This window comes from Shinella sp. HY16, assembly GCF_028534175.1.
In the GTDB taxonomy this organism is placed as follows: domain Bacteria; phylum Pseudomonadota; class Alphaproteobacteria; order Rhizobiales; family Rhizobiaceae; genus Shinella.
Map to the genome: position 1 here is coordinate 328,130 of NZ_JAHYXL010000001.1, position 20,016 is coordinate 348,145.

Here is a 20,016-nt window from a genome sequence, read left to right on the forward strand (position 1 = left end):
GGATTGCTCCCGATGGATATGAACGAAATCAAAGAGATCTTTTTCCAGGAGTGCGAGGAGCAGCTCGCGGAACTGGAATCAGGCCTCTTGAAGCTGAACGACGGCGACCGCGACCCGGAAACGGTGAATGCCGTGTTCCGCGCCGTGCACTCGATCAAGGGCGGTGCCGGTGCCTTCGGCCTCGACGATCTCGTCTCCTTCGCCCATGTGTTCGAGACGACACTGGATTGCGTTCGATCCAACAAGCTGGAGCCCACCCAGGACGTCCTGAAGGTCATGCTGAAGTCCGCCGATGTCCTGGCGGACCTGACCAATGCGGCGCGTGACGGCGGAAGCGTCGACGAGGCCCGCAGCCGGACCCTCATCCGCGAACTCGAGGCGCTTGCCCATGGCGAAGCCCCGGCCGCTGCCGAAGCGCCTGCGCCAAAACCCGCAGCCGCTGCTCCCAGGGCGGCCGCGCCGGCGCCGGTCGTCGAAAAGCCGGCGGTCAACGACGAAGGTTTCCAGCCGATCCCCTTCTCCTTCGGTGATTTCGACGACGAGCCGGCCGATCACTACGTGCCGACCTGCCAGGTCGTCTTCAAGCCGAAGAAGGATCTCTACGCCAAGGGCAACGAGGCCGTGCTCCTCCTGCGCGACGTCTCCCGCCTCGGCGAGATGAGTGTCTATTGCGACATGGACAGCCTGCCGCCGCTCGACAAGATGAACCCGGAGGAAGCCTACTTCTCCTGGAAGATCTCGGTCACGACGGACAAGGGTGAAGACGGTGTGCGCTCTGTCTTCGAATTCGCCGAATGGGATTGCGACCTCGACATCCACACGATCGAGGAAGAAATGGTCGGCGATGCCGCCGACGACGAAGAACTGCCGATGCAGCCGGTTCCCTTCGATCTCTCGATCCTCGACGAAAGTGGCTCTGCCGCTACCGAAGAGCCGGCCGTGATGGAAAGCGATGCCGCCGCCGCTGTTGCCGCCGCAGAGACCGCAACCAAGGTCTCGCAGGTCGCTAGCCGCGCCGCCGAAAACGCCAAGGCAGCCGCCGCGTCGGCAGCCAGCGCTGCGCAAGCCAATCAGGCCGCCGCTGCCGGCCAGACGATCCGCGTCGATCTCGACCGCGTCGACCGCCTGATCAACCTCGTCGGCGAACTCGTCATCAACCAGGCGATGCTCTCGCAGAGCGTCGTGGAGAACGACACCAACGGCACGTCCTCCATCAATATGGGTCTCGAGGAGCTGCAGCAGCTCACCCGCGAGATCCAGGATTCGGTGATGGCCATCCGCGCGCAGCCGGTGAAGCCGGTCTTCCAGCGCATGGCGCGTACCGTCCGCGAAATCGCCGACATCACCGGAAAGTCGGTCCGCCTTATCACCGAGGGCGAGAACACCGAAGTCGACAAGACCGTCATCGACAAGCTGGCGGAACCGTTGACGCACATGATCCGCAACGCGGTCGATCACGGCCTCGAAATGCCGGAGAAGCGTGAAGCGCTCGGCAAGAACCCGGAAGGCACGGTTCGCCTCACGGCAAAACACCGCTCGGGCCGCATCGTCATCGAGCTTGCCGACGACGGCGCCGGCATCAACCGTGAGAAGGTGCGCCAGAAGGCCATCGACAACGACCTGATCGCCGCCGATGCAAATCTCTCGGACGAGGAAATCGACAACCTGATCTTCCACGCCGGTTTCTCGACCGCCGACAAGGTATCGGACCTGTCCGGCCGCGGCGTCGGCATGGACGTCGTCAAGCGCTCCATCCAGGCGCTCGGCGGCCGCATCTCGATCTCCTCGAAGCCGGGGCAGGGCTCCGTCTTCACCATGAGCCTGCCACTGACGCTCGCCGTGCTCGATGGCATGGTGGTCACGGTCGCCGGCCAGACGCTCGTCGTGCCGCTGACGGCCATCGTCGAGACACTGCAGCCGGAAGCCTCGGCCATCCACTCCTTCGGCGCCTCGCAGCGGCTCATCTCGATCCGCAATTCCTTCTGCCCGCTGGTGGATGTCGGCCGGATTCTCAATTTCCGCGCCACGCAGGCCAATCCGATCGAGGGCGTCGCTCTGCTCGTCGAATCGGAAGGCGGCGGCCAGCGCGCCCTCATGGTCGATGCCATCCAGGGCCAGCGTCAGGTGGTCATCAAGAGCCTGGAGGCCAACTACACCCACGTGCCCGGCATCGCCGCCGCCACCATTCTCGGCGACGGCCGCGTGGCCCTCATCCTGGACGTCGATGCGGTGGTTGCCGCCTCGCGCGGCCAGTCCTTGAGACAAGACATCTCGCTTGCTGCCACCGGTTAAGACGCCATGACGACGTACGCGGTAAAGAACCTTTCGCACGGACGTGAACTGATCGCCTTCAGGATCGGTGACCAGGAGTTCTGTGTAAACATCATGTCTGTCCGGGAGATCCGTGGATGGACCCCGGCGACGTCGATGCCGCATGCGCCGTCCTATGTGCTTGGCGTCATCAACCTGCGCGGCGCCGTGCTGCCGATCGTCGATCTGTCGCTGCGTCTTGGCATGAAGGCGGCCGAGCCGACCGTGCGGCATGTCATCATCGTCGCCCAGGTCGGGGCGAGGGTGGTGGGCCTGCTCGTGGATGCGGTCTCCGACATCCTGACTGTGACCGACGAAAACATGCAGCCGACGCCCGACATCGCCAACGAGGCGGCAAAGGCCTATGCCCGCGGCATCCTCGCCATCGAGGGGCGCATGATCTGCCTCATCGAACTCGACGCCCTGTTCCCGCATACGGAAAGTGAAGCCGCATGACCTATTCTTCGGCCATCGACACGCGGCAGTCTCCCGATGAGTGCCTGGCAAGCGGCGAATACCCGCTGACGCGCAAGGACCTTTCCGAGATTGCGGCGATGATTTATGCGGACGCCGGCATCTACCTCAACGAGACCAAGGCCTCGCTCGTCTATTCGCGCCTGTCGAAGCATATTCGCCAGCTCGGCCTGAAGGGTTTCCGGGAATATTGCGCGCTTGTTTCCTCGCCGGCCGGTGCCGGTCCGCGCAAGGAAATGCTGTCGCACCTGACGACCAACTTCACGCGCTTCTTTCGCGAGAACCACCATTTCGACCATCTGAAGAGCGAGGTCCTGCCGGATCTTCTTGCCCGCGCCCGAAATGGCGGCCGCGTGCGCATCTGGTCGGCGGCCTGTTCGGATGGGCAGGAGCCCTATTCGATCGCACTTACCGTGCTCTCGCTGATGCCGAACGTCGCCGACTACGATTTCCGCATCCTCGCGACGGACATCGATCCGAAGATCCTCGCCATTGCCCGGGCCGGCGCCTACGACGCCAATGCGCTGGAAACGGTCAACCCCGCCATGCGCAAGCAGTTCTTCCGCGAAACGGATGCGGCCGGCCGGCAGAAGTGGCAGATCGACGACCGCGTCAAGCGGCTCATCACCTTCAACGAGCTGAACCTGATGGCCCAATGGCCGTTCAAGGGGCCGTTCGACGTCATCTTCTGCCGCAACGTCGTCATTTATTTCGACGAGCCGACACAGATGAAGATCTGGTCGCGCTTCGCCGGCATGCTGGGCGACAACGGCCACCTCTATATCGGCCATTCCGAGCGCGTCTCGGGCGAGGCGAAGAACCAGTTCGACAATATCGGTATCACAACCTACCGCTACACCGGCAAGCACAGGAGGAGCGTATGATGGCACCCGCGCGCGTACTCGTTGTCGACGATTCGCCGACCATGCGCGGCCTGATCACGGCCGTGCTCAATGCCGACCCGGACGTTAACGTCATCGGGCAGGCCGGCGACGCCATGGAAGCCCGCAACGCGATCAAGCAGCTCAATCCCGACGTTGTGACGCTGGATATCGAGATGCCGAACATGAACGGGCTCGAATTCCTCGACAAGATCATGAAGCTCCGGCCCATGCCGGTCATCATGGTCTCGACGCTCACCCATCGCGGTGCCGAAGCCTCGCTGATGGCGCTGGAGATCGGTGCGTTCGATTGCGTCGGCAAGCCGCAGCCGGGCGATGCCCGTCCCTTCGGCGACCTTGCCGAAAAGGTGAAGGCCGCCGCCCGCTCGCAGCGCCGCCAGGTCCGTACGGATGTGCCGCCGCTCGCGCCGACCGCTGCCAACGTCAATCCGGTCGCCGCCTACAAGCCCGGCCGGCGTGTGATCGCCATCGGTGCATCGACGGGTGGTGTGGAGGCACTGATCGCGGTGCTGCAGAAGTTCCCGGTCAACTGCCCGCCGACGGTGATCACGCAGCACATGCCGCCGACCTTCACCAAGAGCTTCGCCGACCGGCTGAACCGGCTCTGCGCTCCCGTGGTGCAGGAAGCGACGGACGGTGCGCGGCTCGAGATCGGCAAAATCTATCTGGCTCCCGGTGGTGAACGCCATCTCCAGATCGCCAACCCGCATGCGCCCTGCTGCCGGCTGGTGGAACGGGATCCGGTCAACGGCCACCGCCCTTCGGTGGATGTGCTGTTCGATTCGGTGGCCGAGCTTGCCGGCCGGAACGCCGTCGGCGTCATCCTCACCGGCATGGGCCGGGACGGGGCAAGCGGCCTGTTGAAAATGCGTCATGCAGGGGCGCGGACCATCGGCCAGAACGAAAAAACCTGCGTCGTATATGGAATGCCGAGAGTGGCTTTCGAGCTTGGCGCCGTAGAACACCAGTTTCCGCTCTCCTCCATCGGGGAGGAAGTCTTGAAAATAACTGCGGCCCGTAGAGAAGGGAGCGAATAATGTCTATCGCTGAAAAAATCAAAGTTCTTATCGTTGACGATCAGGTGACGAGCCGCCTGCTTCTGGGCGATGCCCTGCAGCAGCTCGGCTTCAAGCAGATCACGGCGGCCGGCGACGGCGCGCAGGGCATGGCCATCATGTCCCAGCAGCCGCACCATCTCGTCATCTCCGACTTCAACATGCCGAAGATGGACGGCATCGAGTTCCTTCAGGCAGTGCGGTCGAACCCCACCACCAAGAAGGCGGCCTTCATCATTCTCACCGCGCAGGGCGACCGTGCGCTGGTGCAGAAGGCGGCGGCCCTCGGTGCGAACAACGTCCTCGCCAAGCCGTTCACCATCGAGAAGATGAAGGCGGCCATCGAAGCCGTGTTCGGGGCATTGAAATGATATCAGACGCCGGGACGCGCCGCGTCCATGTCATTCAGGGCGAATACAAGGTCCTCAACGACCCGAATGTGGTGCTCACCACCATTCTCGGGTCCTGTGTGGCCGCCTGCATGCGCGACCCGGTCGTTGGCGTCGGGGGGATGAATCACTTCCTGCTCCCCGGCTCGGCCGAAGCCATGGCCTCGGGGGGGGACGCCACGCGCTACGGCGTGCATCTGATGGAGCTTCTGATCAACGGCCTCCTGAAGCAGGGCGCGCGGCGTGACCGGCTGGAGGCGAAGATCTTCGGCGGGGCGAGGACGATCGCGCGCTTCTCCAATGTCGGCGAGCAGAATGCGCGCTTTGCCCGGCAGTTCCTGATGGACGAAGGCATCAAGGTCGTTGGTGAAAGCACCGGCGGCGAGCACGGCCGGAAGCTGGAATACTGGCCGTCGAGCGGCCGGGCCCGGCAATATGCCCTGACGGGCGTCGAGACGCAGAAGACGGTGGCACTGGAGCAGCGGCCCGCACCCGTTGCCAAGCCTGTCGAAAGCTCGATCGAATTCTTCTGAGCGGCGGTTTCGTCGCAAGGGCGCGAAAGTACGAACAGTGTTGCGTAGCCGGCCGTCCCAGAGGGTGACGGCCTCGTACGGGGAAAAGGGTAATCCATGCAAGCCGAGTATCTGAGTGCAGTCCCTGCCATGGAGGAAGCCCTTCCGGATGTCCTGATGCGGATCGTGTCCGAACTGCACGATGTCGCCTATCTGATCGAACGCATCGAACCGCAGCTCGCCGGCATCCATGGCGATGCCGTGCTGGATGCTGCCGAGCGCATGATGGTGCTGCAGGGCATCGATCTTGCCGTGCAGAAGACGCGCGGGCTTGCCGAGTTCATCGACACCATCACTGCAAGCATTCCCGATAGCTGGATCGTCGATGTCACGACGGCGCTCAATCTGGTGAAACTTGCGGACATGCAGAAGGCGCTGAGCAACGGAATGCGCCACGGCCACTCCCAGCCGCTCGGCAAGGCTGCTGGCGATTTCGAGGCATTTTAGGCTATTTCCCAATATAATCAGAATGTTCGACGGCGCCCTCCAGGCGCCGTCTTTCGTTCTGCCGCTTTTGCCCGGCGCGCGGCAACGAAATGCTCGCGCAAGTTTCGCGGTCTAGTCTCCAGCCCGGATCAGTTAGATCCGCGTATTCCATGGGGCAGATCGGCGCGTGCGGAAATGTGCCGGTTCCGTCCCACGAGATTGAAAATGCGTCTGATCGTGCCGGCATGTTGGCCGGGGCCCAGGCGACTAGTCCGTGCGGGAACAGAATGAATCTGTTGGAACAGTTGACGAAAGTCTACAAGAACCTGGCTTCGCTGGGGCAGGCGAAACTCGCGATGCTGGCGGGAGCCGCCGTCGTCTCGATCGGTCTCGTGCTCGCCGCAGGGATCCTGGTCAACAAGCCCGCCTACGAGACGCTTTATGTCGGTCTGGAAAAGACCGATGCGAACCAGATCAGTCTGGCGCTCGCCGAAGCGAATATCGATTTCAACACCGGCACGGATGGATCGAGCATCGAGGTTCCGGTCGGCCAGACGGGCAAGGCGCGCCTCTATCTCGCCGAACGCGGTCTGCCGAACAGCGCCAATTCCGGCTACGAGCTTTTCGACAAGGTCGGCTCTCTCGGCCTTACCTCGTTCATGCAGGAAGTAACGCGTGTCCGGGCGCTCGAAGGCGAGATTGCCCGCACCATCCAGCAGATCAGCGGCATCGCCGCCGCCCGCGTGCACATCGTCATGCCGGAGCGCGGCAACTTCCGCAAAGCCGAGCAGGTGCCGACCGCCTCCGTCATGATCCGTGCGAGCGCGCAGGCCGGCCGTGAATCGGCCGCCGCGATCCGCCACCTCGTCGCCGCCTCCGTTCCTGGCCTCGAGGTCGACGGCGTTACCATCCTCGATTCTGCCGGCCAGCTGCTCGCCTCCGGCGACGATGCCGAGAACGGCGCGATCAACCGTTCGCTGACGGCCGTACAGACCGTGCAGAGCGAAGTCGAGCGCAACATCGAAAAGGCGCTCGCGCCCTTCCTTGGCATGGACAACTTCCGCGCCAGTGTCACCGCGGCGCTCAACATGGATACCCAGCAGATCCAGGAGACGGTCTACGATCCGGAATCGCGCGTCGAGCGCTCCGTCCGGGTGACGCGCGAAAGCCAGAAGTCGCAGCAGCAGGCCGACAACAAGGCCGCAACCGTCGAGCAGAACATTCCGCAGGGCGGCCCCCAGGGCGGTGCCAACGGTCCGCAGTCGAGTGACGAGGCCGACAAGAAGGAAGAGCAGACCAACTACGAGATCAACAGCAAGACCGTTGCCACCATGCGCAACAGCTACACGGTCGAGAAGCTGTCGGTCGCCGTCGTGGTCAATCGCGCCCGTGTCGCAGCCATGGTGGGCGAGCCGGCCGACCAGGCGAAGGTCGATGCCTATGTCGCGGAGATGCAGAAGATCGTCTCGTCCGCCGCAGGCCTCAATGCCGAGCGCGGCGACGTCATCACCATCACCGCCATGGAGTTCCTCGATCACCAGCTTCTCGACGAGGCGGTGGCAGGTCCCGGCATCATGGAAGTGCTGACGCGCAATCTCGGCGGCATCATCAACGCACTCGCCTTCCTCGGTGTCGCCTTCGTGGTGGTCTGGTTCGGCCTTCGTCCGGCGGTTCGCTCGGTCACGGGTGGCGGTGCCTCGGCCAATGCGCTGGATAGCGACATGGGCGGCCTCGAACTGCCCGACTTCTCTCCCGCCGCCGGCGCCGGCGGCCCCGGAGCGGCCCTCATGGATGGCTTCGGTGCGGACTTCGGCTTCGACAGCACGGACGACCTGCTCAATGCCGGCGACGATGGCGACGGTGCCTTCAACCGCCGTGTCAAGGAAGGTCCAGAGCGCCGCCTCGGCCGCATGGTCGAGATCAGCGAGGAGCGCGCTGCGAAGATCCTGCGCAAGTGGTCGGCCGAGAAGGAAGCAGCCTGAACAGGGCACTCGGAAGGAACAGCAACGCGGCCGGAAACGGCCGCGTTTTCGTTTGCGCCGAAAAACGGCGATGTCCGTTTTTGACGCCCGCCTGTCGCTTTTCGGCAACGCTCATTCAGTCCCGTTGCAGCAAATTTGTCGTGTTGGCACCGGTGCCGCATGCGCTTGCGCTCACGGGCGCGTGATCGGTGAAAAAAATTTATCGCCGCTCCGGTTGAGTGATTGGGCGCTGGATCACAATTTTTCCACGAATTAGCAGCGTCTTTCTCTGCGGTGTCGATCGCAGTGTGCCAATAATTAATGGTTAACAATGGCTTAACCCCTCGTCTCATGCCGGCCGCCGGAAAGCAAATCATCTTGCATGTGCAGACTCACAGAAGCCGGCAAAAGTAAATCCCGAGAAGATGGCGGTGGTTTTTAGCGATAGCCGATGTACACTTTAGTTACTGATTCGCTTGGTGATTCTTGCCGATGCGGCCTGACCGGGAAGGGGTTCGGACGGTTCCGAACCTTTGACGGGAAGGAGGCATGGATCTCCGTTCGGAATCGGAACAGGGGGCTATCATGGAAACGATCCGGTCGGATGTCGCGGCCTGGGAATCCTATGGATTCTCTGCCGAGACGGGTGAGCGTAAGAGTGCGCGTGAACTTTTGGTTCAACACCTGGGACGCTGTGCGGATCGCGCCGGCCTGTCCTGCGGTCTGAGGGCGCTGACCGACTATGTCAGCGCCTCCCACTACCTTCTCGTCCGGCACGACATCTCGCCCGAAGCGGGCATGGAGACGGTCGTCGCCTCGGACTGGCCTTTCGACTTGGTGCGCAGCATCGCCGGCGCCGTCGTCGCCAGCCAGTCCCGCATGAGCGAACTCGACAAGTGCCTCAGCCTGCTGAAACCTTGTTTCAATCACATGGCTGACGATATTGCCATGCCGAGCGGCGTCAGCCGCGAATACTGCGTCATCGCCTTCCAGGTCGGCCGGGTGCGCATGTCGCTCCTGCTGCTCTTCCCGGAGCATTTCATCCTCTCCCAAAGCAAGTTGCGCGATGTCGGCGTCATGACCGGCTATTTCGCCAGCGTCTGCTGCCAGGGGGTGATCGCCCGGCACGATCGCGAGATGGACCTGACCGAGCGCGAGATCGAGTGCCTCTACTGGATCGCCGAAGGCAAGACGAGCGACGAAATCGCCGTCATCCTCGGTATTTCGCGCAACACGATCAACAACTACATCACCAGCGTGATGCGCAAGACCGCGACAAAGACGCGGTCGGAAGCGATCGCCTGGGCCGTTCGGAACAGCCTCGTCTAGACGCATTTCCGGTCGAAGCAGCACGGCTTCGGCTCCGGACAATGCGGCAAGACAACATGCCGTCGCGATTACAGCAAGGCGCTTGAGCGGTTCTGCGTCCGGAACGGCGCAGAACAAACAGACAGGAGAACTGCCATGGACATCCAGCTTTCCTCCCCCGCTGTCCTGGAGACGGAAATTCGCCTCGCGCGTCCACCGAAGGCGGCACGGGCATCCGATTTCGTTTCCCGCCTGCAGGTGATGCAGACGGTCATCGGTGCGGAGCATTTCGCGGTGCTCCGTCTCAGCGGCCATGGTCTGCCGGCAGCCCGCAAGTTGACCCTGTCGCTACACAACTGGGCGCAAAATGTGGATGGCAACGCGCGTGCGCTTCTCGAAGCACACGGTGCTGCCATGCTGGCCCATCTTGAGGCCTCGATGCTGCCGCTGCTCTGGGAAGGGGCCGGCGACAACCAGTTCGCCGAATCGGGGGCCGAACCCTTCACGGCGCGCCTTCCCGCGCGGCTGCTGCCCTGGTCGGGCATCGCCTTTCCCGTCAGGCTCGGCGCTCATGGCAACGGCTATGTCGTCTTCACAGGCACCTTCATCGCTCCGTCCAGCGATCTCATCGTCGACATGCACATGAAGAGCTGCCAGGTGCTCATCGACATGCTGGCCGGGGAAGAGCGGAAGCTTGCCCCTTCCGAAGCGCTCAGCGAGCGCGAGATCGCCTGCCTTCAGATGGCCGGCGACGGCTGCATCTCCGAGGCGATCGCCGAGAAGATGGGCCTTTCCGTGCACACCGTGAACGCCTATCTCGGCACGGCGACGACCAAGCTCGACGCCGTCAACCGCATCCAGGCGATCGCCAAGGCCATCCGGCTTGGATATATTACTTGAAGAAGCGGGCGGCGAAGTGGCCGAGCCGCCGTTGAACTCCCGGGCGCTTTCCCTTCGTTGTGCTTGGGCTTGCCCTGAGCCTCCACCCCTGTGCGCAAGGCACGGTTCCTCGGCTCAAGGCCGAGGATGAGTTGAGTGCGCTTTCGCGATTCGAAGAAAAGCAGAGAGACTCCGAACGCTCAATGAGCGTGCTGCGAGCCTGAATTGGACTTCACGTACTTCGCCTCCGCCAGGCTCTTGCGCAAGAAATCCGTATTGTCGTCAGGATCGGCGGACGGGTTGTTGAACGCCACGTGCGTGACCTCCACGCCGGCCTTGTCCTTCTGGAGCATCAGCTTGGCATAGACCGTCACGCCCTGCGGGCGCAGTTCCATGTCGAGCGTCACTTCCGGCTCGGTGTCCCAGTCGAGACGATAATCGCCGCCGGCACCGAAATTCACGGTGCCCGGCAGGAAATAGAGTTCAGCCGCCGAAGAGACCAGGTCGGCGAGGTTCCCGTAGCACTCGAAACGCAACAACGAGACGAGATCGGCGGCATCGAGCAGGCGAAGCTCAGTGGCGACCGGGCAGATTGCTTCTGCAACAATCTTCTCGCGCTCGGCGGAGTAGGTGCATTTTCTCATCGGATCTAGTTTACCCGTCTGGTCTGGGGCGAAGCTGCATAAACCCGGTGAATCAGCTCCGCCACGGCTTTGTAGAACACCGGCGGAATGACACTATCCACCGAGACTTGCGCAAACATTGAGCGTGCGAGCGGCGGGTCTTCGAAAACCGGTATTCCGTTCTCCTCGGCGATCTCACGAATCTTCAGTGCGACGAGGTCCTGGCCCTTTGCGACGATCACCGGGGCATCGCCCTCCTCGCGCACGTAGCGCAGTGCGACGGCGAAGTGGGTCGGGTTGGCGATGACGAGCGTGGCGCGCGGCACGGCCGTGATCATGCGGCGCCGTGCGCGGTCGCGCTGGATCGAGCGCATGCGGGCCTTCACGATCGGGTCGCCCTGCGACTGTTTCATTTCCTCCTTCACTTCCTGTTTCGTCATCATCAGCTCTGAAAACCAGTGATGACGCGTCCAGGCGAAGTCGATGCCGGCGATCAGCGCGGTGGCGAAAAGGATGATCAGCAGCACTTTGTTGATGTCGGACGTCATCATGTAGACGAGCGCCGCCGGCTCGGAAAACATGGTGTCGAGCGAGGCGAAGTAGTCGCCGCGCATGGCGAATGCCACGACCAGCGAGACGATGAGGATCTTGATCAGCGACTTGCCGAACTCGACGAGGCCCTGCTTGCCGAAGAGGCGGCTGAGGCCCTTCATCGGACTGAGGCGGGAGATCTGCGGGCGCACGCGCTCCATGACCGGGCTCGGCAGGTTCTGCAGAACCGAGGAGGCGATGCCGAAGAGCATCATCATCGCGAGGATGGGCAGAAGCATCGCACCGGCTTCCCAGCCCAGGTGGCGGAAGATGGCGATGACGTCGGTGCCGGTCTTGAGGTTCCAGGCCTCCGGCTGCTCGAAGAAGTCGCGCAGCGTTTCGTTCATGCGGGAAACGCCGCCCGGCATGAAGAAGACGAGAAAGAGATAGATCGCGAGCGTCGAGGCGAAGATGGTGATCTCGCGCGAAAAGGGTGTGTTGCCCTTCTCCATCGCGTCGCGAATCTTCTTCTCGGTCGGAAGTTCTGTTTTACTGTCCTTGTCGTCGTCCGACACGTCGCGCTCCCGGGCCGTCGAGGGCGGCCAAAAACAAACGGCCCGAACCCCCATTCTGGAGATTCGGGCCGCAGATACGCTCCGCCTGCGGCGCTACCGTGTCAAGGAGGATCAGGCTGCCTGGCGCTCCTCGTCCTTTTCCTTCAACTGGATTTGTCCGGCCGCGGCGAGACGGATGGCTTCCTGCGTGATCGAGCGGCGGGCGATCGCCACTTCGCGCGGGTTGACGCCCTGGTCGCCGGCCGCAAGATCGGATTCGATCATGCGGCGCTGGCGTGCGCCGATCGACGAGAGGACCGATTCGCGCAGTACCATCGAGGCACCGCGCAGCGCCGCCGTGATGATGTCGCCGGAAACGTCGTTGAACAGCGACACGCGGCTTCTCTGCGGCATGTAGAGCACGTCTTCGAAGAGGAAGATCTTCGGACGGACCTTCTTGACCGATTCGGTGGAGACCGTTTCGAGCGAGGCAAGCATTTCGTCGACCTGCGACTTCTCCAGCTCGTTCATGAGGTCTGCGACCTTGTTCGAACCGATCGAATTGCGTTCGGCGTCCAGCGCGTTGATCATTTCGATGACGCGTGCCTCGACGATCGCGGTCGCCTTCGGGCTCGCATCCTTCAGATTGACGGTGCGGTTGATGATGTCCGCGCGGTGATCGTCCGGGATTTCCAGAAGCACCTTGGCGCCGAAGGCCGAGGGCATCATGGAGAGGATGTAGGCGATGGTCTGCGGGTGCTCGTTGAGCAGGAACTTTGCCACGAAGACCGGATCCGCATCCTGCAGGCGGTCCCAGATGGTCGTCTCGTAGGCCTGGAAGGCGGCGCGACGGCCGAGCAGGCCATCCACTTCGTCCGGCGTCAGGCCCTCTTCGAGAATGCCTTCCATCATCTTGGCATTGTCCATCAGGCCGGCCCCTTCGGTGAAGAGGTCCTCGAACTCGTTGACGAGATCGATCAGCTCATGGGGCGGGATGGCGCGCAGGTTCTGCGCAGCGGCGATAATCGCCTGAAGTTCGCTCTGTGTGAAATATTTCAAGAGCTTGCCGGCAACACCCTTGCCCATGGCGAGAAGCACGGCTGCCGCCTTCTCGACCTGCGACAGCGGTGCACCGACCGCAGTGGAGGTGCCGAAATTTTCGAAATCCATCATGGATCCATCCCCCTGAGACCTCAACCGGTATCAGACTTTGCGTGTACTCTTCACTTCGATGAGCTTGACCCCGAAGCGGGTGTCGTCGTTTTCAAGAACGGTGATCTCGCCGCGGCCGATGACGCGACCGTTGACCATGACCTCGACGGGTTCGCCGATGCGGCGGTCCAGCGCGATCGTGGCGCCCTCGGAAAGGTTCATGAGGCTGGAGACCTGCATCTGCGAGGAGCCGAGCACGATCTGCAGATCGATCGGGATATCCATGATGAGGTCGAGATTGGACTGCAATGCGCTGCCCGGCCGTGCGGCTTCGCCCGGCTCGGCGCCGAAGTCGCTGCCGCCGAAATCGGTTCCGCCACCGAAATCCGAACCGCCGAAGCTGGCGCCAGCGCCGGCGCCGAAGTCCGGAGTGGTCGCGCCACCGCCGAAGTCCGAGGAGCCGAAATTGCCGCCGAAGGCGGCCAGCGGGTCGTTGTCGACGGTCGCCGGAAGGTCGGTGGCAAAGCCGCCGGAAGTATCTTTCTGAAGAACGCCGCGCAGGTCGTCGATCGCCTGCTCCAGTTCCTGGTCGCCCGCATTGAGGGAAGACGTCATGTCGTCAACGATGGGTGTTTTCTTCGGTGCCATAAGACCACTATTCCATTCGAAACTTGCCCGAGGCGTGCCGCCAGGCAGGCATCATGCCCAAACTATCCGATGAGGTGCTGGAGGATGTCTTCCTCCGAGCCGTATGTATCCTTGACGCGAACCGTGTAGCGGGCGCCGGAGCGGCCGAATTCGCAGACATAGAGGTTGCGGCCGTTCGCATTGACCTCCACGCGAACGTCGCCGGCCTCGTTGAACGGGATGATGTCACCTGCCTGCAGGCGGCTGATCGTGTCGAGAGTCTGCGCTTCCAGGCGGATGCGCGCCTCGAGCGACACCTTGGAGCGGCGGACCTGCTCGCCGAGCTGCTCGCTCCACTCGACGCGGGTCTTCGGCGCATTGGCAGGCTTCGGCGCGGTGATGTTCGATTTCAGGAGAACGGCTTGCGGCACGATGACGTGGAAGGTCGAAAGCACTGGGCCGATGCCGACGGCCATGTTGACCATGGCGACGAAGGCCTCGTCCGTACCGTCCTCGCAGGCCTTGCGGGTTTCCACATTGTGCGCCGGGCCAAGGAAGGGTTCGAATCCGTTGGCGCCCATGACCGCGGACTTCAGAACGCCGGAAATCCGGTCGAACATCATCGCCGCAAGGTCGAGCTCGATCTTGGAGAGCGGGCGCGGTTCCGGGTCGTCGATCGCATCGCTGACGGCGCCAAGCATGTTCTCGACCAGCGTGATGATCATCGGGCTGTCGCAGATCAGCGTGAATCGATCGCACCAGTTGCGCAGCGACGCGTCGCAGCAGGCCATGGCACCGCCGAGGCCTTCGACCAGCGGGCCGTATTTGCCCGTCGCAAACCCCGCATAGGAGACCGCAACTTCGAAACCGAGTTCGTTTTCCAGCATGTCCGGCAGGAATTCGGCGAAGACGTCGCCGAGGCTGGCGCAGAGCTTGGAGATTGTCGCCTGGTCGCCGAGCCGGCCGGTGAGGCGGGCGAGAACGATCGGGTCCATGGCGGAAGGGGCTTCGGTCACGCGTGCATCCTTCATCTCTTAGGCCGCCTTCGAACCGCCGCCGGGATTCATCATTTCCTGTTCCACCGCGTCGATCGACGGGCGCTCGTAGGAGGAGATGGTCTTGCGGCCATATTCCAGCGCCACCTGCGGCACGGAGCCGTTCATGTAGGCGAGCAGCGTCTGCTTGACGATGATGTAGAGGCGGTTCTGCTTTTCGCGCACCACCTTGATGTTGGTGATGATCGGCGTGACGATCGAATAGGACAGGAACACCCCGAGCAGCGTGCCGACGAGGGCGGCGGCGATCTTGCCGCCGAGCACTTCCGGGCTCTCGTTGATGGCGCCCATGGCCTTGATGACGCCGAGAACGGCGGCGACGATGCCGATGGCCGGGAAGGCGTCGCCCATCGTGCCAAGCGCATGATAGGGTTTCATCTTGTCGCGGGTGATTGTCTGGATTTCCTCGTCCATCAGCGCCTCGATCTCGTGGCTGCGGGCATTGCCGATGATGATGAGGCGGACGTAGTCGCAGATGAAGGCGGTCAGTTCCTTGTTGGCGAGCACCGTCGGGGCGGACTGGAAGATCGGCGATTCGGCCGGATTGTCGATATGCGCCTCGATCTCGTTGCGCGACTTGGTGCGCAGGTCCCGCATCAGGCTGTAGAGCACGCCGAGCGTATCGAGGTAGTGGCGCTCCTTCGGAACCTTGTGCTTGAAGGCCTCGCCGAGCGCCTTTCCGGTCTCCTTGATCACCTTCATCGTGTTGGCCACGATGAAGCCGCCGATCCCGGCGCCGCCGATGATCAGGAGTTCGAAGGGCTGGTTCAGCACTTCCAGATGACCACCCATGGCCATGTAGCCGCCAAGGACGCAGCCGAAGGTAACGATTAGACCGATAATGATGTTCATGAGCGCAGGTGTCCCGACACAATTCTGACCGTTCCGGAAATACGGTTCCAGCCTTGCGTGAAGCTGTACCTAACGGCAGGTTTACCGATCAGGTTCGCGCAAGCAAAAGCCGCGAGGATCATGGTTCAAAACGGGCATTCATGCCCTCCCGAACCTTGATCGGCGGCCCATCGTGACGACCACCTATACGAGCTACAAGCTGATTACCGCAGACCTCCAGACGTCGCTGAAGCGCGTTTCGGAGCAGCCGGACGTCAAGCGCGAGACGGAATACTATCTCGCCAAGATCGGCAGCGTGAAGTCGGTCGACGATTTCTTCGCCGATGCCAGGCTCTACAACTACGCGATGAAGGCGCACGGGCTGGAGGACATGGCCTATGCCAAGGCCTTCATGCGCAAGGTGCTGACGGAAGGCGTGGACGACAAGGCGGCTTTCGCCAACCAGCTCTCGGACACGCGCTACAAGGAGCTGGCACAGTCGCTGAACTTCGCGAGGCACGGTGAGGTTGCTACCACCTTCGAGCGTGCGCAGAAGGGCGTCGTCGACAAATATACCCGCCAGACGCTGGAGGTCAGCGCCGGCGAGGACAATACCGGCGTGCGGCTCGCGCTCTACTTCGAGCGCATGGCAACCTCCATCACATCGGGTTACTCGATCATCGCCGATGATGCGCTGGCGCAGGTCGTGCGCACCGCGCTGCAGCTTCCGGCAGAATTTGCGGCCACCGATATCGACCGGCAGGCGGAATTTTACGAGGACGTGCTCAATCTCGAGGACTTCAAGGACACCTCGAAGGTCGGCAAGTTCCTCGAGCGCTTCACCTCCATGTGGGAACTGGAAAACCCGTCGGGCAGTTATGACCCGATGACCGCTTTCCAGCCGTCGAGCCTGACAGGCATTTCGACGGATCTCCTCATTTCCATCAACAATCTGAAACTCGGAGGTCGCTGACGTGCAGACCGGACTCTATGTATCGCTTTCGTCCCAGCTTGCGCTCGACCGCCGCCTGACGACGCTGGCCGACAACGTCGCGAACTCGACGACGGTCGGCTTCCGTGCCACGGAAATAAAGTTCAACCAGGTCGTCAGCGACCAGAAGGTCGCCGACGTCGCTTTCGTGTCGCAGGGCAACGAGTTCCTCTCCACGCGCAGTGGCGGCATGACCGAGACGGGCGGCACGCTCGACTTCGCCATCAAGGGCGATGCCTGGTTCCAGGTGCAGACGCCTTCCGGCCCGACGCTGACGCGCGACGGACGCTTCACGGTGACGGATGCCGGCGAGCTCGTCACCCTCAACGGTTATGCCGTGCTCGATGCCGGCGGCGGACCGATCCAGCTCGATCTCGCCAATGGGCCGATCCTGCTCAGCGCCGACGGCCAGCTCAACCAGAACGGCCAGCCCATCGCCGCACTCGGCCTGTTCCAGGCAGACCTTTCCGGCGGCTTCGTGCGCGCCGGCAACAGCGGCATCATCACCAACATCCCGCCGGAACCGGTCGTCGATCGCATCGATGCCGGTGTGGTGCAGGGCTACATCGAGGAATCCAACGTCAATGCCATCGGCGAGATGACGCAGCTGATCCAGGTCACGCGCGCCTTCGAAAGCGTCGCCTCGCTGATGCGCGACTCAGAGGAATCGCTGAAGGAAGCCATCCGCACCTTCGGCGGAAACCGGTAAGCGCCCATGAGTTCGGCACAGGACGGCATGAGCAGCGAAACGGGCAGGGCCGGCGGCAAGCTGAATGCGCTGGCAGGCCTCGTCAAACGGTACTCCTCCCCGGAATTCTCCGTGGCGCATGGCGGCCATGTCCAGACCATTGCGGCCGGGAACTACACGGTCAGCGGCCTGTCGCGCCATGTGCGGCTCGGCGAATTCGTCGCGCATCGCAGCCCGACCGGCATCCATCTCGGCGAGGTCGTCCGCGTCGAACCAGAGACGGTCGTCGTCTGCCCGATCGAGCCGGGCGAGCCGATCGGCATCCACGACGTGGTCATCCGCAAGGGCGCGTTCCGCGTCGCGCCGACATCGGACTGGTGCGGTCGTACGATCAATGCGCTCGGCGAGCCGATCGATGGACTGGGCCCGCTCGTCCAGGGCGGCGTGCGGCGCTCGATTTCCAATTCCGCCCCGCCCTCGATGACGCGCAAGCGTGTCGAGACGGGGTTTTCCACCGGCGTGCGCGCGGTCGATATCTTCGCCCCGCTCTGCCTCGGCCAGCGCCTCGGCATCTTCGCCGGCTCGGGTGTCGGCAAGTCGACGCTGCTCTCGATGCTGGCGCGGGCCGATGCCTTCGACAAAGTGGTCATTGCGCTGGTCGGCGAACGCGGCCGCGAAGTGCGCGAATTCATCGAGGACACGCTGGGCGACAACCTGGCGAAATCCGTCGCGGTCGTCGCGACCAGTGACGAAAGCCCGATGCTGCGCAAGATGGCGCCGCTGACCGCCGTGACGATCGCCGAACACTATCGCGACCAGGGCGACAACGTGCTCCTGATCATCGACAGCGTGACGCGCTTCGCCCATGCGATCCGCGAGGTGGCGACGGCCTCCGGCGAACCGCCGATCGCCCGCGGCTATCCTGCCTCCGTCTTCACCGAGCTGCCGCGCCTTCTGGAGCGGGCCGGGCCGGGTGCGGAGGGCGCGGGCACGATCACGGCGATCATCTCGATCCTCGTCGACGGCGACAACCACAACGACCCGATCGCCGATTCGACGCGCGGTATCCTCGATGGTCATATCGTGTTGGAGCGAAGCCTTGCCGAAGAGGGCCGCTATCCGCCGATCAACCCGCTCGCCTCGATCTCGCGTCTTGCCCGCAAGGCCTGGACGCCGGACCAGGAGCGGCTGGTCGCACGGCTGAAGGCGCTGATCCATCGCTTCGAGGAAACGCGCGACCTGCGCCTCATCGGCGGCTACCGGCCGGGAGCCGATCCCGATCTCGACATGGCGATCAAGCAGGTGCCGATCATCTATGAGGTTCTGAAACAGACGCCGGGCGAACGGCCTGCCGGCGATGCATTCTCCGATCTTGCCACGGCGCTGAAGAATGCGGCCGGGCAGGGCGGTGCGCCGGCAACGAGAAGGGGATGACAGTGACGGATTTCGACGCGGACCAGACCATTCAGCCGATGAAGCGCGCGGAAAAGGGACGCTATTCGACGGGCGACAAGCTGTTGGTGGGCACGGGCGTGCTGCTCGCCGCCATGGCGGCCTTCTTCCCGTGGTATGTCTTCCTGAACCCGGAAAAATTCTCCGTGCCGGCCCTCTGGGAGGGCACGACGCGCGACCTGCCGGAAACGGCGGCAAAGGAAGTGATGAGCGTTTCGCCCGCCGCCATGGTGGACGACGACAACGATCCGGGGCTGGAAAGCCTCGACCCGGTCTCGACGGCCACCGCGCCCAGCGTCGGCGAGAAGGACAAGACGCTCGGCACACCGGTCGAAACTGGCCTCGACCAGCCGCTGCCGGCCTCGTCCGGCTTTCGGCTGATGCATGTGGCGAACGGTCGGGCGCTGATCGAGGATGCCAGCGGCATGTATATCGTGCGCGTCGGCTCGATCCTGCCGGACAACAGCCGTCTTGCGACCCTCGAACAGCGCGACGGCGCGTGGGTCATCGTCACCTCGAACGGCGACATCATCAAGCGCAACTGACGAACCTCCGCGGGCAAGGCGATTGCCCGTGGCTTTGCCCTCACCCTAGCCCTCTTCCCGCAAGCGGGAGAGGAGGCTTGCCCCTCGAGCGGGGGTGGTTGAGGAAACCGGTACGGCATATCCCTTCGCCCCACCTGCGGGGAGAAGGTGGCCGGCAGGCCGGATGAGGGCGCGCACCCCGCGCGTATGCGAAAGACGCAGCACTTATTCTCCCGCAAATTCAGCAGGTTGCCGATAAACCGCCGCGCAGCAAGTCTGACGCAAGATTGGCTCCGTAGGTTCGCCATGAACAAGGATGGAGCTTGTCATGCAACCGATACAACTGTTTGAACTGGCCTCGAAACAAGCCGAATGGCTATCCGTCCGCCAGAGTGTGGTTGCAGGCAACATCGCCAACGCCAACACCCCCGCTTTCAAGGCGAAGGACGTCACGCCCTTTCAGGCGGTGCTCGAAACGACGGGCATCCGCATGGCGGCGACCCAGCCGGGCCATCTCACCGATGGCGGCGAGATGGCGAGCCGCGTCGTCGAAACCAAGCCCACCGACGGGATCGGCGTGCAGGAGTCCGGCAACACGGTCGGCCTTGCCGAGGAACTCATGAAAGAGGGCCAGGTCAAGCGTGAGTTCGAGTTGAATGCCGGCCTCGTCAAGGCCTTTCATCGCATGATGCTGATGACAGTCAGAAGGTAA

General features: G+C 63.1%; 21 protein-coding genes. 15 read left to right on the top strand and 6 right to left on the bottom strand.

The window, feature by feature from the left end; genetic code table 11:
* The first annotated feature begins 12 nt into the window (after nucleotides 1–12).
* From K0P03_RS01675 to visR, 10 genes are all read left to right on the top strand, one after another.
* The gene (locus K0P03_RS01675; RefSeq protein ID WP_130516311.1) at nucleotides 13–2,292 is read left to right on the top strand and encodes a chemotaxis protein CheA; all 2,280 of its coding nucleotides are present in this window, start codon (nucleotides 13–15) and stop codon (nucleotides 2,290–2,292) included.
* Nucleotides 2,293–2,298: 6 nt separating this feature from the next.
* Nucleotides 2,299–2,766 carry a chemotaxis protein CheW gene (locus tag K0P03_RS01680; RefSeq protein WP_023513411.1) on the top strand — a complete coding sequence of 156 codons (468 nt, stop codon included), beginning with the start codon at nucleotides 2,299–2,301 and terminating at the stop codon, nucleotides 2,764–2,766.
* Complete coding sequence (gene cheR, locus K0P03_RS01685) at nucleotides 2,763–3,668, top strand: protein-glutamate O-methyltransferase CheR (protein ID WP_023513412.1); 906 nt, start codon at nucleotides 2,763–2,765, stop codon at nucleotides 3,666–3,668. Before K0P03_RS01680 ends, cheR begins: the two co-directional genes overlap by 4 nt.
* Entirely contained in the window at nucleotides 3,665–4,723 is a 1,059-nt protein-coding gene (gene cheB / locus K0P03_RS01690; RefSeq protein WP_037407012.1) for a protein-glutamate O-methylesterase CheB, read from the top strand. Before cheR ends, cheB begins: the two co-directional genes overlap by 4 nt.
* On the top strand, nucleotides 4,723–5,112 hold the full coding sequence (locus tag K0P03_RS01695) for a response regulator (protein ID WP_023514236.1): 390 nt from the start codon (nucleotides 4,723–4,725) through the stop codon (nucleotides 5,110–5,112). Before cheB ends, K0P03_RS01695 begins: the two co-directional genes overlap by 1 nt.
* Nucleotides 5,109–5,663, top strand: coding sequence for a chemoreceptor glutamine deamidase CheD (gene cheD, locus K0P03_RS01700; protein WP_023514235.1), 555 nt, complete (start codon nucleotides 5,109–5,111; stop codon nucleotides 5,661–5,663). The genes K0P03_RS01695 and cheD overlap by 4 nt, the downstream gene beginning before the upstream one ends.
* A 96-nt stretch (nucleotides 5,664–5,759) precedes the next feature.
* Nucleotides 5,760–6,149 carry a chemotaxis protein CheT gene (gene cheT / locus K0P03_RS01705; protein WP_023516890.1) on the top strand — a complete coding sequence of 130 codons (390 nt, stop codon included), beginning with the start codon at nucleotides 5,760–5,762 and terminating at the stop codon, nucleotides 6,147–6,149.
* A gap of 266 nt (nucleotides 6,150–6,415) precedes the next feature.
* Nucleotides 6,416–8,110, top strand: a complete 1,695-nt coding sequence (gene fliF / locus K0P03_RS01710; RefSeq protein ID WP_023516891.1) for a flagellar basal-body MS-ring/collar protein FliF — start codon at nucleotides 6,416–6,418, stop codon at nucleotides 8,108–8,110.
* A 564-nt stretch (nucleotides 8,111–8,674) separates the two neighbouring features.
* A complete protein-coding gene (gene visN / locus K0P03_RS01715) occupies nucleotides 8,675–9,418 on the top strand; it encodes a transcriptional regulator VisN (RefSeq protein WP_088016503.1) in 744 nt (247 codons plus the stop codon).
* Between the two features lie 135 nt (nucleotides 9,419–9,553).
* Nucleotides 9,554–10,297 carry a transcriptional regulator VisR gene (visR, locus tag K0P03_RS01720; protein ID WP_023517008.1) on the top strand — a complete coding sequence of 248 codons (744 nt, stop codon included), beginning with the start codon at nucleotides 9,554–9,556 and terminating at the stop codon, nucleotides 10,295–10,297.
* A 179-nt stretch (nucleotides 10,298–10,476) separates the two neighbouring features.
* Here visR and K0P03_RS01725 read toward each other — a convergent pair whose 3' ends face one another.
* The 6 genes from K0P03_RS01725 to motA all read right to left on the bottom strand — a co-directional run bounded on the left by K0P03_RS01725 (nucleotide 10,477) and on the right by motA (nucleotide 15,670).
* Nucleotides 10,477–10,920 (bottom strand): hypothetical protein, encoded by a 444-nt coding sequence (locus K0P03_RS01725; RefSeq protein WP_024270512.1) that lies wholly within the window; start codon nucleotides 10,918–10,920, stop codon nucleotides 10,477–10,479.
* Nucleotides 10,921–10,925: 5 nt separating this feature from the next.
* On the bottom strand, nucleotides 10,926–12,059 hold the full coding sequence (gene flhB / locus K0P03_RS01730) for a flagellar biosynthesis protein FlhB (RefSeq protein WP_081870590.1): 1,134 nt from the start codon (nucleotides 12,057–12,059) through the stop codon (nucleotides 10,926–10,928).
* Between the two features lie 57 nt (nucleotides 12,060–12,116).
* Entirely contained in the window at nucleotides 12,117–13,157 is a 1,041-nt protein-coding gene (fliG, locus tag K0P03_RS01735; RefSeq protein WP_272788743.1) for a flagellar motor switch protein FliG, read from the bottom strand.
* 30 nt (nucleotides 13,158–13,187) lie between these two features.
* The gene (gene fliN / locus K0P03_RS01740) at nucleotides 13,188–13,784 is read right to left on the bottom strand and encodes a flagellar motor switch protein FliN (RefSeq protein ID WP_272788744.1); all 597 of its coding nucleotides are present in this window, start codon (nucleotides 13,782–13,784) and stop codon (nucleotides 13,188–13,190) included.
* 62 nt (nucleotides 13,785–13,846) lie between these two features.
* Nucleotides 13,847–14,758, bottom strand: coding sequence for a FliM/FliN family flagellar motor switch protein (locus tag K0P03_RS01745; protein ID WP_037407022.1), 912 nt, complete (start codon nucleotides 14,756–14,758; stop codon nucleotides 13,847–13,849).
* A 39-nt stretch (nucleotides 14,759–14,797) separates the two neighbouring features.
* The gene (gene motA / locus K0P03_RS01750) at nucleotides 14,798–15,670 is read right to left on the bottom strand and encodes a flagellar motor stator protein MotA (RefSeq protein WP_024270508.1); all 873 of its coding nucleotides are present in this window, start codon (nucleotides 15,668–15,670) and stop codon (nucleotides 14,798–14,800) included.
* Between the two features lie 172 nt (nucleotides 15,671–15,842).
* Here motA and K0P03_RS01755 point away from each other — a divergent pair, with 172 nt between their 5' ends.
* From K0P03_RS01755 to flgB, 5 genes are all read left to right on the top strand, one after another.
* Nucleotides 15,843–16,622 (top strand): DUF1217 domain-containing protein, encoded by a 780-nt coding sequence (locus tag K0P03_RS01755; protein ID WP_023516094.1) that lies wholly within the window; start codon nucleotides 15,843–15,845, stop codon nucleotides 16,620–16,622.
* A 1-nt stretch (nucleotide 16,623) separates the two neighbouring features.
* Nucleotides 16,624–17,349: a flagellar basal-body rod protein FlgF gene (gene flgF, locus K0P03_RS01760; protein ID WP_023516095.1), complete on the top strand. Its 726-nt coding sequence runs from the start codon at nucleotides 16,624–16,626 to the stop codon at nucleotides 17,347–17,349.
* 27 nt (nucleotides 17,350–17,376) lie between these two features.
* The gene (fliI, locus tag K0P03_RS01765; RefSeq protein WP_088016502.1) at nucleotides 17,377–18,762 is read left to right on the top strand and encodes a flagellar protein export ATPase FliI; all 1,386 of its coding nucleotides are present in this window, start codon (nucleotides 17,377–17,379) and stop codon (nucleotides 18,760–18,762) included.
* Nucleotides 18,759–19,325 carry a hypothetical protein gene (locus tag K0P03_RS01770; protein ID WP_023516097.1) on the top strand — a complete coding sequence of 189 codons (567 nt, stop codon included), beginning with the start codon at nucleotides 18,759–18,761 and terminating at the stop codon, nucleotides 19,323–19,325. The genes fliI and K0P03_RS01770 overlap by 4 nt, the downstream gene beginning before the upstream one ends.
* A gap of 307 nt (nucleotides 19,326–19,632) precedes the next feature.
* A complete protein-coding gene (gene flgB, locus K0P03_RS01775) occupies nucleotides 19,633–20,016 on the top strand; it encodes a flagellar basal body rod protein FlgB (protein WP_024270507.1) in 384 nt (127 codons plus the stop codon).

What these genes read in the sequence shown, in the direction of transcription:
- fliN (WP_272788744.1), bottom strand. Translation starts at nt 13,784, where the DNA reads ATGGCACCGAAGAAAACACCCATCGTTGACGACATGACGTCTTCCCTC.
- K0P03_RS01680 (WP_023513411.1), top strand. Translation starts at nt 2,299, where the DNA reads ATGACGACGTACGCGGTAAAGAACCTTTCGCACGGACGTGAACTGATC.
- K0P03_RS01745 (WP_037407022.1), bottom strand. Translation starts at nt 14,758, where the DNA reads ATGGACCCGATCGTTCTCGCCCGCCTCACCGGCCGGCTCGGCGACCAG.
- K0P03_RS01725 (WP_024270512.1), bottom strand. Translation starts at nt 10,920, where the DNA reads ATGAGAAAATGCACCTACTCCGCCGAGCGCGAGAAGATTGTTGCAGAA.
- K0P03_RS01770 (WP_023516097.1), top strand. Translation starts at nt 18,759, where the DNA reads ATGACAGTGACGGATTTCGACGCGGACCAGACCATTCAGCCGATGAAG.
- motA (WP_024270508.1), bottom strand. Translation starts at nt 15,670, where the DNA reads ATGAACATCATTATCGGTCTAATCGTTACCTTCGGCTGCGTCCTTGGC.
- fliG (WP_272788743.1), bottom strand. Translation starts at nt 13,157, where the DNA reads ATGATGGATTTCGAAAATTTCGGCACCTCCACTGCGGTCGGTGCACCG.
- cheB (WP_037407012.1), top strand. Translation starts at nt 3,665, where the DNA reads ATGATGGCACCCGCGCGCGTACTCGTTGTCGACGATTCGCCGACCATG.
- cheD (WP_023514235.1), top strand. Translation starts at nt 5,109, where the DNA reads ATGATATCAGACGCCGGGACGCGCCGCGTCCATGTCATTCAGGGCGAA.
- cheT (WP_023516890.1), top strand. Translation starts at nt 5,760, where the DNA reads ATGCAAGCCGAGTATCTGAGTGCAGTCCCTGCCATGGAGGAAGCCCTT.
- cheR (WP_023513412.1), top strand. Translation starts at nt 2,763, where the DNA reads ATGACCTATTCTTCGGCCATCGACACGCGGCAGTCTCCCGATGAGTGC.
- flgB (WP_024270507.1), top strand. Translation starts at nt 19,633, where the DNA reads ATGCAACCGATACAACTGTTTGAACTGGCCTCGAAACAAGCCGAATGG.
- K0P03_RS01675 (WP_130516311.1), top strand. Translation starts at nt 13, where the DNA reads ATGGATATGAACGAAATCAAAGAGATCTTTTTCCAGGAGTGCGAGGAG.
- fliI (WP_088016502.1), top strand. Translation starts at nt 17,377, where the DNA reads ATGAGCAGCGAAACGGGCAGGGCCGGCGGCAAGCTGAATGCGCTGGCA.
- visN (WP_088016503.1), top strand. Translation starts at nt 8,675, where the DNA reads ATGGAAACGATCCGGTCGGATGTCGCGGCCTGGGAATCCTATGGATTC.
- fliF (WP_023516891.1), top strand. Translation starts at nt 6,416, where the DNA reads ATGAATCTGTTGGAACAGTTGACGAAAGTCTACAAGAACCTGGCTTCG.
- K0P03_RS01695 (WP_023514236.1), top strand. Translation starts at nt 4,723, where the DNA reads ATGTCTATCGCTGAAAAAATCAAAGTTCTTATCGTTGACGATCAGGTG.
- visR (WP_023517008.1), top strand. Translation starts at nt 9,554, where the DNA reads ATGGACATCCAGCTTTCCTCCCCCGCTGTCCTGGAGACGGAAATTCGC.
- flhB (WP_081870590.1), bottom strand. Translation starts at nt 12,059, where the DNA reads ATGGGGGTTCGGGCCGTTTGTTTTTGGCCGCCCTCGACGGCCCGGGAG.